This is a genomic window from Embleya scabrispora, from assembly GCF_002024165.1.
In the GTDB taxonomy this organism is placed as follows: domain Bacteria; phylum Actinomycetota; class Actinomycetes; order Streptomycetales; family Streptomycetaceae; genus Embleya; species Embleya scabrispora_A.
This window is the reverse complement of record NZ_MWQN01000001.1, coordinates 1016751-1031403: the sequence shown is the minus strand read 5'-3', so window position 1 is coordinate 1031403 and position 14653 is coordinate 1016751. Positions and strand designations below refer to the sequence as shown.

The window sequence follows — 14653 nt, the reverse complement described above, 5'->3', positions numbered from 1 at the left end:
TGTGACACAAACCCGCACGCCGGCCCGCCCCCGGGCGCTCAGGCGGGGTAGCGGCGCGGCGTGTACACGCCGGTGCCGCCGTCGGGGCGCGGGTAGGCGCGGGTCTGGGACGAGCCGATGATCAGCAGCGTGCGCATGTCGACCACGTCCGGGTCCAGATCGGCCAGGCGGACCACCCGAACCGACTCGGTCGCACCGCCGACGTCGCGCCCGACCACCACCGGGGTGTCCGGCGAGCGGTGCTTCAGGAACAGGTCCCGGGCCTCGGCGACCCGGGTCCGGCGGGTCTTCGAGGCCGGGTTGTAGATCGCCACCGCGAGGTCCGCCTCGGCGGCGGCGGTCAGCCGGCGCTCGATCACGTCCCACGGCTTGAGGATCGCGGACAGGCTGATCACACAGAAGTCGTGGCCGAGCGGCGCACCCGCGCGCGCCGCCACGGCCTGCATCGCGGACAGCCCCGCGACCACCCGGACCGGGACCTCGGTGGCCGTCTCGTGCGCGGCCTCCAGCACGGCCGAGGCCATCGCGAACACGCCCGCGTCGCCGGAGGAGACCACCGCGACCCGGCCGCCGGCCTCGGCCAACGCGATGGCGTGGCGGGCGCGTTCGGCCTCGACCCGGTTGTCGGTGCGGTGCCGCTTCTGGCCCGGGCGGGGCTGGACACGGTCGACGTACGGTCCGTAGCCGACCACGTGGTCCGCGGCGGCGAGCGCGGCGTGCGCGTCGGGGGTGAGCCATTCCGGGCCGGCCGGGCCCAGGCCGACCACGTCGATCGAGCCGAGTTCGCCGGTGGGTTCGGGGATCGCGTAGTCCGGCTCCGGCGCGCGCGGGGTGCGGTTGGTGGCGAACTCGCCACCGGGCGCGGTGGAGGGGGTGATCACCAGGGAGAAGTACGGGACTTCGGCCGGGTCGACCTCCGCGAGCGGGCGCACTTGCTGCCGTTCGGTGGTGGCGCGCTCCACGTACCAGGTGCGGTCGGCAAGGCCGGCCTGCTCGAAGGCGCCCCGCACGGCCGGGAAATGCCGCTTGCCGAGCTTGATCACCGCGGCCGAGTCGGCGGTGCGCAGCCGCGCCGCGAGCACGTCCGGCGGAAGTGTGCCGGGCAGGATGGTGAGCACCTCGTCGTGCTGGACGAGCGGGCGGCCCAGCACCGCCGCCGCGCCGCTGACCGAGGTCACCCCGGGGACCACCTCGACGCGATAGCGGTCGGCGAGCCGTTCGTGCCAGTACATGTACGAGCCGTAGAAGAACGGGTCGCCCTCGCACAACACCGCGACGTCGCGCCCGGCGTCCAGATGCGCGGCGATCTCGGCGGCGGTCGCGTCGTAGTAGTCGGCGAGCGCGCCGTCGTAGCCGCCGGGATGATCGGTGCTCTCCGTGGTCACCGGGTATTCCAGCGGCAGGCGCAGTTGGGTCTCGGTCAGGTACGGCTCGGCGATGGTGATCGCGACGCCGCGGGCGCCCTTCTTGACCGGGTACGCGACCACGTCGGCCGAGGTGATCAGGCGATGCGCCTTGAGGGTGATCAGCTCGGGGTCGCCCGGGCCGAGGCCGATGCCGTACAGGCGGCCGGTGGTGGTCACGCTGTGCTCCTGGGGGTGGGGGTGCTGCCGAGAGTCGCTCGTGTCGGACACCGGCTACTCCTGCTCGCTCGCGAGCGCGTTCAGCGCGGCGGCGGTCATCGCGCTGCCGCCGCGGCGGCCGTGCACGACGAGGTAGGGGATACCGGCGGGATGCTCGGCGAGGGCCTGCTTGGACTCCGCCGCGCCGATGAAGCCGACCGGGATGCCGATGATCGCGGCGGGGCGCGGGGCGCCCAGGTCGATCAGTTCGAGCAGCCGGAACAGCGCGGTGGGCGCGTTCCCGACGGCCACCACGGCGCCGGCCAGATCGTCCACCCACAGGTCCACGGCGGCGGCACTGCGGGTGGTGCCCTGCTCCGCGGCGAGCACGGGGGTGCGGGGGTCGGCGAGCAGGCAGCGCACGTCGTTGTCCCGGGGCAGCCGCTTGCGCGTGACCCCGGACGCGACCATGTTCGCGTCGCACAGGATCGGCGCCCCGTCGCGCAGGGCGGCCGAGCCGGCGCGGGCCACGTCGGGGTGGAAGCCGACGTCCTGCGGCAGGTCGGTCATGCCGCAGGCGTGGATCATCCGCACGACGACGCGCGAGACGTCCTCGGGGAAGCGGGACAGGTCCGCCTCGGCCCGGATGGTCGCGAACGAACGCCGATAGATCTCGGGGCCGTCCTTGATCCAGTCGTCCACGTCGGCTGCTCCTTCGCCCGCGAGCGGGGTGATGGTGGTCGGGGTGAGGGGAATCGGGGTAGCCGGCGGCCGGCTCCGGCGGGGGCGGGCGCCGACGCTCACGGCCGGCTCGGCGGCCCGGTCGGCGCGGTCGCTCCCCGGGCACCCGGCGGCCCGGCGGCATCCGGCCGCAGGGCCAGGTAGCCGCCGTCCTCCCGGGCCACCAGCACGGTCGCCCCGGCGGGTGTGCCGCAGGCGCGAGCACAACCGACCCAGTGTGTGGCGACCCGTCCGGGGGAGGTCTGGCCGGCGTTGTCGGAGAGGTCCGTGTCGAGGGCGAGTGCGGCGGCTCGGGAGTGGCCCAGCGCGTGGCGGCTCGCCTCCGCGCGGACGTCGGCCAGGGCTCGGCGGCACGCGCCCAGTCCGCTGCACGCGCTCACTCCGCGCCACGGCGACGCGGGGTCGGCGGACAGGCCGGCCGCCGCCAATCCGGCCGAGACGCCCGTCGGGTCGACCAGGTCCCGGACGATCAGGCCCCGGGAGCCGGTGATCCGCACCTCGGCCCCCGTCGCGACCAGCGCGTGCAGGTGCTCCGGCGTCAACCGCCCGAGCGGCACCGAGACCCCGACGGCGTAGCGGCCGTCGCTCTGACGCAGCACCCCGATCGGCGGCCCGGCGTCGCGCCGCCGCGACTGCGGGGGCGTCGCCGCCCCGTTCGGGATCGGGCCCGGTCGTCCCGGATCGCCGCCCAGTTCGGCGGCGAACGCGACTGCGCCGAGCGGGAGTTCCCGGATGTGCCAGGCCCCGCTGTCGGCGCGGGCGGTCAGGAACGCGCGGGCCGCGCGGACGATCGCGGTCGCCGCGTCGGCCGGGGCGAAACGCCATCCCGTGTCGTGGCCGGCGGCGTACAGCGCGACGCTGTTCGCCGACCGGGCCACCAGGTCCAGGTCGTGTCGGGCGGAGGCGATCGGGAGGCCGCCGTCGTCGACGCCGATCAGGAAGCGCCCGGACAGCGCGGTCAGGTCCGGCGCCGCGCACACGGCCTCGTCCACGGCGGCAAGGATCGGGTCGGCGTCGAGCAGGGCTCGCGGATCGCGACCCGCCAGCGGGCTCGCCAGGATGTTCCGCACCCGGTCGTGGCTGCGCGAGGGCATCAGGCCGGCGGCCGCGACGGCGTCGGCGAAGGCGGGCAGGTCGGTCTCGGCCAGGCCGCGCAGCTGGATGTTGGCGCGGGCCGTCAGGTCCACCGATCCGGTACCGAATCGCCCTGACAGGGCGGCGAGTTCGCGTATCTGGCGGGGCCCGAGCCGGCCGCCCGGCAGGCGTACGCGCGCGATCAGTCCGTCGTCGGCGGGGGAGGTGTCCACGACCCCGGGGCAGGCGTCGTCGCGGTCTCGGATCGGCACCGCCCCACCCCCTTCGTGCCGCCTCGCCGGCCTGCGTCGGGGTGTCCGGTCGGTCGCCCCGGGCCGGATCGTGCACCGGCCAGATGCGACACTGTTGCATATGGACGACGGTGTACAGCACCCCACCCCCGACCCCGTGGCCGAGGCGGTGCGGCAGATCCGCGCGCACGGCGAGCGGGTCACGGTGGCGCGTACGGCGGTGTTGCGGGTCCTCGCCGACGCCGACGAGCACCTGAGCGCCGACGCGATCTTCGCCGCCGTCTCGCGCGCGGCGCCGGGGGTGCACCGGACCACCATCTACCGGGCCCTCGACGCGCTCGAACGCCTCGACCTGGTCGCCTTCACCAGGCTCCGGCACGACGCGGCCACCTACCACCTGGCGGGCCATCTCGTCGGCGGCGCGCGGGTGTACGTACGCTGCCGCGTCTGCGGCACGGTCGGCCACGCCCCGGGCGACCTGCTGGACGACGTCGCGTTCCGACTGGCGGCGGAACAGGGCTTCGCCCTCGACCCGACCGCCGTGGCCCTGACCGGCCGCTGCGCACGCTGCGCCAGGCCGTAACGCCCGCGGCCCGGCCCCGGGCCCACGTCGTGTGGGGGCGGTCGACGTGGTCCCGGGGCGGCGGGCCGCATCGGGCGCGGGTCAGGCCGGGAGGACGAAGCGGAACCCGTCGGACAACGCCTCGGGCAGCCATACCTCCAGCGCGGCGACCGTCTGGTCGCGGTCCCCGCCGCCGTCGTGGTTGAGCACGATCGAGCCGGTCGTGAGCTCGCTCAGCACCCGCTCGACGATCGCGTCCGTACCCGGGCGCGACCAGTCCACCGGATCGACCGACCAGCCCAGCGGACGCAGACCGCGAGCGCTCAGCGCGCCCAACACCTCCGGCGACCAGCCGCCGTACGGCGCGCGGAACCACTCGACCCGATACCGGGGCAACACCCGCGCGATCGCGGCGAGGTTGCGGTCGACCTCCTCGGCCACCTCGTCCGGGTCCAGGCGCCGAAGGTCCGGGTGGGACCACGAGTGGCCGGCGATCATGTGTCCGGCGTCGTGGATCGCGCGTAGCAACTGGGGATGTTTCTCGACCTCGGTGCCCACGACGCAGAACGTCGCGCGCACCCGATGGCGGCGCAGTACCCGGAGCACCCCGGGCGTGTGGTCGGGATGTGGTCCGTCGTCGAAGGTCACCGCGACGCGTTGGGGGCCGGCGTCGACCGTGCGTACCGGTTCCGGGACGAAGGCGGGACGGGGGGAGGGCTGCTTGTCCGTGGCGGAGGCGGACGGAGCGGCGGCGAAGAGAGCGAGGGTGGTGGTGGTTGCGGCGGCGCCCATCAGCAACGTGCGACGCGACGACGTGACGGAAGTGGTGTCCATGTCGTGTGTCTGGCATACGTTTGTGATCACTTCGGTGCGGACACGCACGAGTCGGGCGGAGTTCACCGGTTCGGAGCACATGATCACACCGGCACGGATCGCGCCGCCGAACCCCCGAGGCCGGCCCATCGGCCCCCGACGCCGGCCCGCCACCCGCCGACGCCGGCCCGGGTGAGTCGCCCGGGCCGGCGTCACACGCGCGGTCTACCCCTGCGCGGCCCGGTGTCGCTCGGCGGCCAGTCCGACCACGACGCCCAGCACCGCCGCGGCGGCCATCAGACCCGCCTGGATCTCGAACGCCCGGGCGAATCCGTCGACCGCCGCCCGACCCCGTTCCACGCCCGACGCGACCTGGTTCCGCGTGTGGTCGGTGGCGACCGTGACGAGCACGGCGATCCCGATCGCGGCGCCGATCTGCTGGCACGTCGTCACCATGGCCGACGCGACCCCGCCCTCGCCCTCACCCGCGCCGCCGGTCGCGGTGTTGATGATCGCGACGAACGCCACCCCCAGACCCAGCCCGGTGATCACCAGCGCGGGCAGCAGGTGCGCGGCGAACGAGCTGTGCGCGTCCAGCCGGCTGAGCGACCACATGCCGCCCGCCGCGACCGCCGGACCCACGCTGACCGGCAGCAGCGGTCCCCGGTGCGCGAGCAGCTTGGTGGACACCGCGGCGCCGGCGCCCATGCCGACGCTGAACGGCAGGAACGACAGGCCGGTGCGCATCGGCGACCAGCTCTGGATGCGCTGCATGTACAGGGTCAGGAAGAAGAACATCGCGAACAGCCCGCCGGCCGCGACCAGGACCAGGACGTCCGCGAGCACCACGTGCCGCATCCGCAACAGGGCCCGGGGCAACAGCGGTTCGGCCGCCGACCGTTGGCGCACGGTGAAGCCGAGGGCGAGGACGACGGCCACGCCCAGGCCGACCAGCGTCCGGGTCGAACCCCAGGGGTGCTTGTCGGTCTCGACCACCGTGTACACCAGGGTCAGCACGGCGGCGGTGCCGAGCGCCGCGCCGGCGAAGTCCGGTACCCGACGCGGCGCGTCGCGGTCGTCCGGACCGATCGTCCGGGGCAGGGCGAAGAGCGCGAGCGCGCCGATCGGCAGGTTGATCAGGAAGATCCAGCGCCAGTGGGTCCATTCGACGAGCGCGCCGCCCAGGAGCAGTCCGGTGGCCGCGCCGAGTCCGGTGAGCGCGGCCCACGTGCCGAGTGCGCGGGCCCGCTCGGCCGGGTCGCGGAAGGTGGCCAGCAGGATCGACAACGCGGCGGGGGAGAGCAGCGCGCCGGCGATGCCCTGCGCCGCGCGGGCGCCGATCAGCACCCCGGCGTTCGGGGCCAGCCCGCACACCGCCGAGGCCAGCACGAACACCGTCAGGCTGATCCCGAACAGCCGACGCCGGCCGAGCAGGTCCGCCAGCCCGCCGCCGATCAGCAGAAAGCCGCCGAAGGTGAGGAAGTAGGCGTTGGTGACCCACGAGAGCGAGCTCTCGCCGAACTCGAGGTCGTCGCCGATGGTCGGCAGGGCGACGTTGACGATCGTGTCGTCGACCAGCAGGACGAACTGGGCGACGCATACCAGCAGCAGCACCAGCTTCGGGTTCGTCGGGCGGCCGGAACGTCCGGGTGCGGAAGTGTCGATCCCCCGTGGCGCGGCGGTGACGGGTATCCCTGATGAGGCAGCCATCGGCCATTCCTACGTTCGTAGAAGCAGTTTCTATAGTTGTAGAGAAGATTTCTACAAGCGTCAAGCTCGGGGATAATGGACCCATGCCGCACGACAACGAACCCGCCCCGTCGTCCCCGACCCCCGCGCGGGCCGACCGCCGCACGCTGATGCTCGACGCGTCGATCCGGGTGCTTGCCTCACAGGGGCTGCGCGGGCTGACCCATCGTGCGGTGCAGGAGGAGGCGGGGCTGCCCAACGGCTCGGTGACGTACTACTTCAAGACGCGCGATCAACTGATCCTGGCCGTGATCGACCGGATGGCCACCCGCGACAAGATGTACGCCAACGAGATCACCCACGAGTTGATGCGGATGACGGCCGTGCGCCCGATCGCCATCGACTACCCGCGGATCGCCCGGTTCGTGCGCGATTGGTGGAACGAGGGCCGGGATGTGCAGTTGGCCCGCCTGGAGTTGGAACTCGCGGGCGCGCGCGAGCCGTTGATCCGCGAGGAGATGATCCGCTGCCAGGCCGAGTTCCGCGGCTTCGCCGAACTGGTCGCGCTGGCCCTGGGATCGACGAACGCGCGCCTGGACGGGCACATCCTGCTCGCCCTGCTCCAGGGACTGCTGTTCGACCACGTCACCCGCGACTGGGAGGACCTGGAGATCCTGGAGGTCGGACTGCGCCGGGCGATCGAGTCGGTGCGGTACTGAGACCCCGGGGGCGGGCGCGTCGGGGCCCGCCGGCCGACCTCGCGAGGCGGCGCCTCAGTCGTCCGACGATCAGTGCCGGTTGTGGCCGTGCGACTCGGAGTCGTGCACCACGTCGCTGATCCGGCTGACCCCGTTCACCCGCTCGGACAACGACGGCAGCACGCCGAGCGACGGCCCCACCGCCAGTGCCACCACCATCAGCACGAGCATCGCGGCGGCCTGCGTGGTCCGCCGGGTCCACCAGCGCACACCCGCCGCCCGGCCGGGCACCCGCTCGTTGTCGTTGCGCGTTCGAGTTGCCATCGCTTGACGAACAGCCATCTCTCCGACTCCCCATCCATGGCACGCCACCCTTCGACGGTTGTGGCCCCGCGCCGTCGATCCCCTGCCGTGCTGCCTCCACTGTCGCCGTTTTCGGCCCGGACGTCACGGGGCGCGACACGCTGCGCACAGGGTTCTCACACAGTTGTGACAGTCCATTCGCCCCGGCAACACCGACCATGGGGATTCCCGCTCCGGGAACGGCGCCTGGCGGGCGGCGGATCCGGCGGGTCAGCCGCCGAGTTCGACCGGCAGGCTGCTCAATCCGCGCACTCGGATCGAGGGCTGCCATGAGATCGGCGCGTGCCGCCGGACCTTCGGGAAGCGGGCCAGGACGGTACGGACCGCGATCTCGCCCTCCAGGCGCGCCAGCGGTGCGCCGATGCAGTAGTGGATGCCCTGGCCGAAGCTCAGGTGGCGGGCCGGATCGGGCCGATCGAGCCGGATTTGGTCGGCGTTCGGGTAGCGGCGCGGATCACGGTTGGCCGCCGCGATGGACAGGAAGACCGTGTCGCCCGCCGGGATGGCCACCCCGCCCACCTCGAGGTCCTCCAGCGGGAATCGCCGGATCGCGAGCAGCGCCGGGGACATGTGCCGGGCCACCTCCTCGACCAGGGTCGGCACCGCCTCCGGGTCGGCCCGCAACGCGTCGCGCAACACCTCGTCGTCCACCATCGCGTACAGCGCGCCGGCCATCAGGTTGGCCGAGTTCTCGTAGCCGGCGAACAGCAGCAGGAAGGCCAGCGAGGTGAGTTCGTCCTCGCTCAGCCGATCGTCGGCGTCCCGCGCGGCGATCAACGCGGACAGCAGGTCCGGGCCGGGATTCGCCCGTTTGGCCGCAAGCAGCGCGACGAAGAACGCGTACATCTCACGCACGGTCGCGCGAATGCCCTCGCGCGTCGCGTCGGCGCCGAGTACCGCGTTGGTCCAGGTGCGGAAATCGGTCCGGGACTCGGCCGGCACGCCGAGCAGTTCGGAGATCGCGCCGACCGCGAACGGGGTGGCGAAGTCCCGGACCAGATCCACCCGTTCGCGGGCGGCGAGGTCGTCGGCCAACGCCTCGGCCGCACGCTCCAGTTCGGGGCGCAGGTTCGCGGTGTGCCGTGCGGTGAACGCCTGGCCGGCGAGTCGACGCAGCCGCGTGTGGTCCGGCGGGTCCATGTTCAGCAGGTTGGCGTCCAGGGCGGGCGGCAGTTCGAACCCCTTGTAACCACCCGGCCTGGCATGCGACTTGTCCAGCGAGAACCGGGGATCGCCGAGCGCCGCCTGGACGTCGGCGTGCCGGGTGACCAACCATGCCGAGCTGCCGTCGGGCGCGACGATCGGGTGTACGGGGCCGGCCTCGCGCATGCGGGCGAAGACACCGTGCGGATCGTGGGCCATGGCGCGGGCGACATCCACCGGGAACCGCTTTCGATCGGCGACAACACGTTTTGCCAACCTATCGACGCTTACCGGACGAAGCCAAACCCCGCCGCCGGGCCCGGCTCCCGCTCCGTTCGGATCCCGGCTCGGCGCGGGATTCGGCCCAGGAAGTCGGCGATCAGCGGCGCCACCTCCGCCAGTTTGTCCTCCAGGGCGAAGTGGCCGGTGTCCAGGACGTGCACCTCGGCGTCCGGCAGGTCGGCCAGGTAGGCGTACGCGCCGGCCTCGGGGAAGAACATGTCGTTGCGGCCCCAGACGATCAGCGTCGGCGGGCGGTGCTCGGCCAACCAGGCCTGCCATCTCGGGTACAGCGCGACGTTGGTGTGGTAGTTCAGCGCCAGGTCGACCTGGGCCGCCTTGCGCCCCGGCAGGTCCAAAAAGTGCTGGTCCAGTGTCCAGCCGTCGGGGGCCACCCGCGTCGGGTCGGCGGTACCGCCCTCGTACTGGCCGCGCGTGACGGGCAGGACCAGCAGCTCGGCGGCCCGGTCCCGCGCCCCGTCGACCTCGGGGGTGAGCGCGACGAACTCGCGGGCCACCTCGGACAGACCCTCGGCATACGCGTTCGCGTTCTGCACGATCAGCCCGGCGATTGCCGCCGGCCGCCGTTCGGCCAGCCGCATGCCGACCGGCCCGCCGAAGTCGAAGGTGTAGAGCACGTAGCGCTCCAGCCCGAGCGCGTCCACGAACCCCTCGACCACGTCGGCCAGCCGGTCGAACGAGTAGGTGAACCCGTCCGGCACCTCGGTGTGCCCGAATCCGGGATAGTCCGGCGCGACCAGGTGGAAGTCGTTGCCGAGCACGTCGATCAGCCGGCGGAACTGATGCGAGGCCGAGGGGAACCCGTGCAGCAGGAGCAGTGTGGGCGCGTCCGCGGGTCCGGCCTCCCGGTAGAAGACCCGAACCCCGCCGACCTCCACGAACCGGTGCGCCACCTGCGGAATTGCGGCGATGTTCATGATCTTCCGCCTTCGTCGTCGGGCTGGTGGGTCAGTTCTATCGACCCCAGATCTAATGAGTCAAGAATAAGCTGAGCATTAGTTTGATCTTCATGTGCAGTACATATCAGAAACGCTATGCGGGAGCCGCCAACAGGCATTGGACGGACATGTCGTTGCGCGGGAGGCTCAGGGTGGGAAAGCCCGAGGTGACAAACCCCGGGACGGATGGTTGACAACGGCGAGGACGATGGCGGGCGACGGCGACCGTCACCCGCGGCGAAGGGATCGGCGATGGCACGTTCGGTGGTCGGGAAGGCGGTCCGGCCCGCGCACTACGTGGCGGGGGAGTTCCGGCCCGCCGGTGCCGCGCGGTTCCCGCTGGTGGACCCGGTGGACGGGGCGGTGGTGGGCGAGGTGCCCGAAGCCGACCGGGAGACGGTGGACGCGGCCGTGGCGGCGGCCCGGGCGGCGCTGGCCGCGTGGGGCGGCTCCCCGGTCGAGGTGCGGGCCGGGGCGCTGCGGCGGATCGCGGACGGCGTCGAGGCCCGCTTCGACGAGTTCGTCGACGCCGAGGTCGCCGACACCGGCAAGCCGCGCGACTTGGCCGCGAGCGTGGACATCCCGCGGGCGATCGGCAACTTCCGGGCCTACGCCGACCTGCTGTACGGCCGGCCCGAGCGGGCCCACTCGACCGCCGTGCCCGGCTGGAGCGGCGGCACCGGACAGGCGCTCAACTACACCGTGCGCCGACCGCTCGGCGTGGTCGCGATCGTCTCGCCGTGGAACCTCCCGCTGCTGCTGCTCACCTGGAAGGTGGCGCCCGCACTCGCGGCCGGCAACACCGTGGTGGCCAAGCCGTCGGAGGAGACGCCGTCCACCGCGACGCTGCTCGCCGAGGTGATCCACGAGGTCGGCCTGCCGGTCGGCACGTTCAATCTGATCCACGGTCACGGCGCGGGCGCGGCCGGGGAGTTCCTGACCGCGCACCCGGACGTCGACGCGATCGCGTTCACCGGGGAGTCGGCCACCGGTACCGCGATCATGCGCGTGGCCGCCGAGCACATCACCCCGGTCTCCTTCGAACTCGGCGGGAAGAATCCGGCGATCGTGTTCGCCGACGCCGACTTCGAGCAGGCCGTGGCGGGCACCCTGCGCTCCGCCTTCACCCACTCCGGGCAGATCTGCCTGTGCACCGAGCGGGTCTACGTCGAGCGCTCGATCCACGCGGACTTCGTGGCCGAACTCGGGCGCAGGGCCGCCGCGTCGACCGACTACGGGCCGATGATCTCGGCCGCGCACCGGGACAAGGTGCTGTCCTACTACCGGCTCGCGGTCGAGGAGGGCGCGACGGTCGTCGCCGGCGGCGGGGTACCGAGCTTCGGCGACGAGCGCGATCGGGGCTTTTACGTCGAGCCGACCGTGCTGACCGGTCTGCCGCAGAGCGCGCGCACCGTGCGGGAGGAGGTCTTCGGGCCGATCTGCCACGTGGCGCCGTTCGACACCGAGGACGAGGCGGTCGCGCTGGCCAACGACAGCCCGTACGGCCTCGCGGCGACGGTCTGGACCCGCGATCTGTCCCGCGCCCATCGGGTGGCCCCGCGCGTCGCGGCCGGGATCGTCTGGGTCAACTGCTGGAACCTGCGCGACCTTCGCACCCCGTTCGGCGGGATCAAGGCGTCGGGCATCGGCCGAGAGGGCGGCGAATACTCGCTGGACTTCTTCTCCGAGCCGGTCAACATCTGCATCGCCATCTGAAGGCATCGAAAACACCGAAGGCATCGAAAACACCGAAAGCAGCGAAGACACCGAAGGCTCTGGAGGGTCCGGAACAGTGACGAATGCCAGCGGGACGGCCGGCGAGGCGACCGACGGGAGAGCCGTCGAGGCGGCCGCCGCACGACTTCGCGACGCGGAGCGAACGGGCGTGCCATGCGCACCGGTTCGCGACCTGATCGACGGCGTCGAGCAGGCGTACGCGGTCCAGGAACGACTCACCCTGGCCCGGCTCGCCGAAGGCCGTCGGCTCGTCGGCCGCAAGATCGGCCTGACCTCCGCCGCCGTTCAGAGTCAACTCGGGGTGCACGAACCTGACTTCGGCATGCTGTTCGCCGACATGGCGGTGCCCGACGGGGCGGAGATCCCGGTCGGCGCGGTGCCGCAGGCACGCGCCGAGGCGGAGGTGGCCCTCGTGCTGGCCGCCGACCTCACGCACGAGCGGCACACCGTCGCCGACCTGATCCGGGCCACCGCGTTCGTCCTGCCCGCGATCGAGGTGTGCGGCAGCCGGGTACGCGACTGGGACATCTCCATCGCGGACACGATCGCGGACAACGCCTCGTCCGGGATGTATGTGCTGGGCAACCGGCCGGTGGCGCTCGCCGACGTCGACCTGCGGCTCGCCGGCATGGTCCTGGAGCGGCGCGGCGAACCGGTCTCCACCGGCATCGGTGCCGCCTGCCTGGGCCATCCGCTGCACGCGGCCCTGTGGCTCGCCGACCATCTGGTCCGCCTCGGCCGCCCGCTGCGCGCCGGGGACACCGTGCTCACCGGCGCGCTCGGCCCGATGGTGCCGGTCGTCCCCGGCGATGTGCTGGAAGCCCGGATCGACGGACTCGGCGACGTCCGGGTCGCGTTCGCCGCCGGTGATACCGAGACCCCCGTCGATTCCCGGGAGGGCGAACGATGAGCGCTTCACACGACGCAGACCTCGTCGCGGCGTTCGCCGCCCGGTTGGACGAGGCCGCGCTCGCCGGGCGTACCGCCGAGCGCCCCACCGACACCGCCGACCTCGACCCGGCGACCGCCTATCGGGTCCAACGCGCCGTGATCGAGCGGCGGATCGCCCGGGGCGAGGCGACGATCGGCGTCAAGATGGGCTTCACCAGCCGCGCCAAGATGATCCAGATGGGCGTCGACGACGTGATCTGGGGGCTGCTCACCGACGCGATGCTGATCGAGGAGGGCGGGGTCCTGGACACGGCCGGCCTGATCCAGCCGCGGATCGAGCCGGAGATCGCCTTCCTGATCGGCCGCCCGTTGTCCGGCGAGGTCACCCCGGCCGAGGCGGTGCGCGCGGTCGCCGGGGTCGCGGTCGCCTACGAGGTACTGGACTCGCGCTACGCCGACTTCGCCTTCACCCTGCCCGACGTGATCGCGGACAACGCGTCGGCGGCAGGCTTCGGCGTCGGCCCCTGGCAGGACCCGGGCGCGGTCGACCCGGCCAACCTGGGCCTGCTCGTGGAGATCGACGGCCGGCCCGTGGCGACCGGGTCGTCGGCGGCCATCCTGGGCAACCCGCTGCGCTCGCTGATCGCCGCCGCCAGGCTCGCCGCCGGGGCCGGCCTGGAACTGCGGCCCGGGTGGATCGTGCTGGCCGGCGCCGCCACCGCCGCGCTGCCGCTGCCGAAGGGCGTCCATGTACGGGTGTCCGCGGCGGGGCTGGGCCGGGCCGAGGTGAGCACCCGGTGAGCGCCGACGACGCGATCGTGGTCGCGGGCAAGGCCGCCCCGCGCGGCCGGTTCCCGCACGTGCGCCGGGCCGGCGACTTCGTCTACGTGTCGGGGACCAGTTCGCGGCGCCCCGACGGCGGCTTCGTCGGCGCCCGGGTGGACCCGGCGGGCACCACCGACCTCGACATCCGCGCGCAGACGCGCGCCGTGATCGAGAACATCGCCGACCTGCTGGCCGCCGCCGGGGGCGGGCTCTCCGACGCGGTCTCGCTGACCACGTACCTCGTGAGCATGAACGACTTCGGCGGCTACAACGAGGTCTACGCCGAGTACTTCGACGAGACCGGCCCCACCCGCACCACCGTCGCCGTACACCAACTCCCGCATCCGCACCTGCTGATCGAGATCTCCTGCGTCGCCCATATCCCGCGGCCCGCTCCGTCGGGGGACACCGCCACGACCGAACCGTCTCCTCCGTCGCCTCCGTCGTCGAGTCCTGAGAGGGCGAGATGAGTCTGCCGAAGCCGAGCAACGGCCTGCCGTTCAACTTCACCGCCTGGATCGACGAGCATCGGGACCTGCTCCGGCCGCCGGTCGGCAACGTCCAGATCTGGACCGGGACCGACCTCGTGGTCACCGTGGTCGGCGGCCCCAACCAGCGCACCGACTTCCACGACGACCCGTTGGAGGAGTTCTTCTATCAGCTCCGGGGGTCCATGGTGTTGCGGGTGATGGAGGAGGAGGGCCGGCCACCGGTCGACATCCCGATCGACGAGGGCGACGTCTTTCTGCTGCCGCCGCACGTGCGCCACTCCCCGCAACGACCGGAGCCCGGCAGCGTCGGACTGGTGATCGAGTCCACCAGGGCCGAGGGTGAGGTCGACGCGTTCGAGTGGTACTGCGTCGAGTGCCACCACCTGGTGCACCGCTCGCCGGTACAGGTGCGCTCTATCGTGGACGATCTGCCGCCGCTGTTCGAGGCGTTCTACGCCGGCGACCGCCTCTGCCCGCATTGCGGCGCGATCCACCCGGGCCGGGACTGGCCCGAGGCGATGCGGCCGAGGATCACGCCTCGGCCCCGGGCGGTCCAATGAGCCCCGACCGCGCCG

The 14653-nt window shown here is 72.8% G+C and carries 15 protein-coding genes; 7 read left to right on the top strand and 8 right to left on the bottom strand.

All coding sequences use genetic code 11. The features are described 5' to 3' along the window. Positions 1–38: 38 nt before the first annotated feature. The 3 genes from B4N89_RS04620 to B4N89_RS04610 all read right to left on the bottom strand — a co-directional run bounded on the left by B4N89_RS04620 (position 39) and on the right by B4N89_RS04610 (position 3649). Positions 39–1634, bottom strand: a complete 1596-nt coding sequence (locus B4N89_RS04620; protein ID WP_235618467.1) for a precorrin-2 C(20)-methyltransferase — start codon at positions 1632–1634, stop codon at positions 39–41. 3 nt (positions 1635–1637) lie between these two features. Further along, complete coding sequence (locus B4N89_RS04615) at positions 1638–2264, bottom strand: precorrin-8X methylmutase (protein ID WP_078974579.1); 627 nt, start codon at positions 2262–2264, stop codon at positions 1638–1640. A 98-nt stretch (positions 2265–2362) separates the two neighbouring features. After that, entirely contained in the window at positions 2363–3649 is a 1287-nt protein-coding gene (locus B4N89_RS04610; RefSeq protein WP_161500618.1) for a precorrin-3B synthase, read from the bottom strand. Positions 3650–3749: 100 nt separating this feature from the next. Between B4N89_RS04610 and B4N89_RS04605 the strand changes: the two genes are divergently transcribed. Continuing rightward, positions 3750–4211, top strand: coding sequence for a Fur family transcriptional regulator (locus tag B4N89_RS04605; RefSeq protein WP_078974577.1), 462 nt, complete (start codon positions 3750–3752; stop codon positions 4209–4211). A gap of 81 nt (positions 4212–4292) precedes the next feature. On the opposite strand, the gene B4N89_RS04600 is transcribed toward B4N89_RS04605, so the two are convergent. Together B4N89_RS04600 and B4N89_RS04595 are read right to left on the bottom strand one after the other, a co-directional pair. Continuing rightward, positions 4293–5024, bottom strand: a complete 732-nt coding sequence (locus B4N89_RS04600) for a polysaccharide deacetylase family protein (protein WP_143657837.1) — start codon at positions 5022–5024, stop codon at positions 4293–4295. A 204-nt stretch (positions 5025–5228) separates the two neighbouring features. After that, positions 5229–6713, bottom strand: coding sequence for an MFS transporter (locus B4N89_RS04595; RefSeq protein ID WP_078974575.1), 1485 nt, complete (start codon positions 6711–6713; stop codon positions 5229–5231). Positions 6714–6796: 83 nt separating this feature from the next. Between B4N89_RS04595 and B4N89_RS04590 the strand changes: the two genes are divergently transcribed. Continuing rightward, a complete protein-coding gene (locus B4N89_RS04590) occupies positions 6797–7411 on the top strand; it encodes a TetR/AcrR family transcriptional regulator (protein WP_161500617.1) in 615 nt (204 codons plus the stop codon). A 69-nt stretch (positions 7412–7480) separates the two neighbouring features. Here B4N89_RS04590 and B4N89_RS04585 read toward each other — a convergent pair whose 3' ends face one another. The 3 genes from B4N89_RS04585 to B4N89_RS04575 all read right to left on the bottom strand — a co-directional run bounded on the left by B4N89_RS04585 (position 7481) and on the right by B4N89_RS04575 (position 10113). Next, positions 7481–7714: a hypothetical protein gene (locus B4N89_RS04585; RefSeq protein ID WP_078974574.1), complete on the bottom strand. Its 234-nt coding sequence runs from the start codon at positions 7712–7714 to the stop codon at positions 7481–7483. A 249-nt stretch (positions 7715–7963) separates the two neighbouring features. Further along, complete coding sequence (locus B4N89_RS04580; protein ID WP_078974573.1) at positions 7964–9115, bottom strand: cytochrome P450 family protein; 1152 nt, start codon at positions 9113–9115, stop codon at positions 7964–7966. A 68-nt stretch (positions 9116–9183) separates the two neighbouring features. Then, positions 9184–10113: an alpha/beta fold hydrolase gene (locus B4N89_RS04575; protein ID WP_078974572.1), complete on the bottom strand. Its 930-nt coding sequence runs from the start codon at positions 10111–10113 to the stop codon at positions 9184–9186. Positions 10114–10386: 273 nt separating this feature from the next. On the opposite strand from B4N89_RS04575, the gene B4N89_RS04570 reads away from it, so the two are divergent. The 5 genes from B4N89_RS04570 (at position 10387) to B4N89_RS04550 (ending at position 14638) form a co-directional block, all read left to right on the top strand. Beyond that, positions 10387–11850: a 2-hydroxymuconic semialdehyde dehydrogenase gene (locus tag B4N89_RS04570; protein WP_078974571.1), complete on the top strand. Its 1464-nt coding sequence runs from the start codon at positions 10387–10389 to the stop codon at positions 11848–11850. A gap of 76 nt (positions 11851–11926) precedes the next feature. Continuing rightward, positions 11927–12781, top strand: a complete 855-nt coding sequence (locus B4N89_RS04565; RefSeq protein WP_078974570.1) for a 2-keto-4-pentenoate hydratase — start codon at positions 11927–11929, stop codon at positions 12779–12781. Next, positions 12778–13563 carry a 2-keto-4-pentenoate hydratase gene (locus tag B4N89_RS04560; protein ID WP_078974569.1) on the top strand — a complete coding sequence of 262 codons (786 nt, stop codon included), beginning with the start codon at positions 12778–12780 and terminating at the stop codon, positions 13561–13563. Before B4N89_RS04565 ends, B4N89_RS04560 begins: the two co-directional genes overlap by 4 nt. Further along, positions 13560–14057 (top strand): RidA family protein, encoded by a 498-nt coding sequence (locus B4N89_RS04555; RefSeq protein WP_321170677.1) that lies wholly within the window; start codon positions 13560–13562, stop codon positions 14055–14057. The genes B4N89_RS04560 and B4N89_RS04555 overlap by 4 nt, the downstream gene beginning before the upstream one ends. Continuing rightward, the gene (locus B4N89_RS04550; RefSeq protein WP_078974568.1) at positions 14054–14638 is read left to right on the top strand and encodes a 3-hydroxyanthranilate 3,4-dioxygenase; all 585 of its coding nucleotides are present in this window, start codon (positions 14054–14056) and stop codon (positions 14636–14638) included. Before B4N89_RS04555 ends, B4N89_RS04550 begins: the two co-directional genes overlap by 4 nt. The last annotated feature ends 15 nt before the right edge of the window (positions 14639–14653 follow it).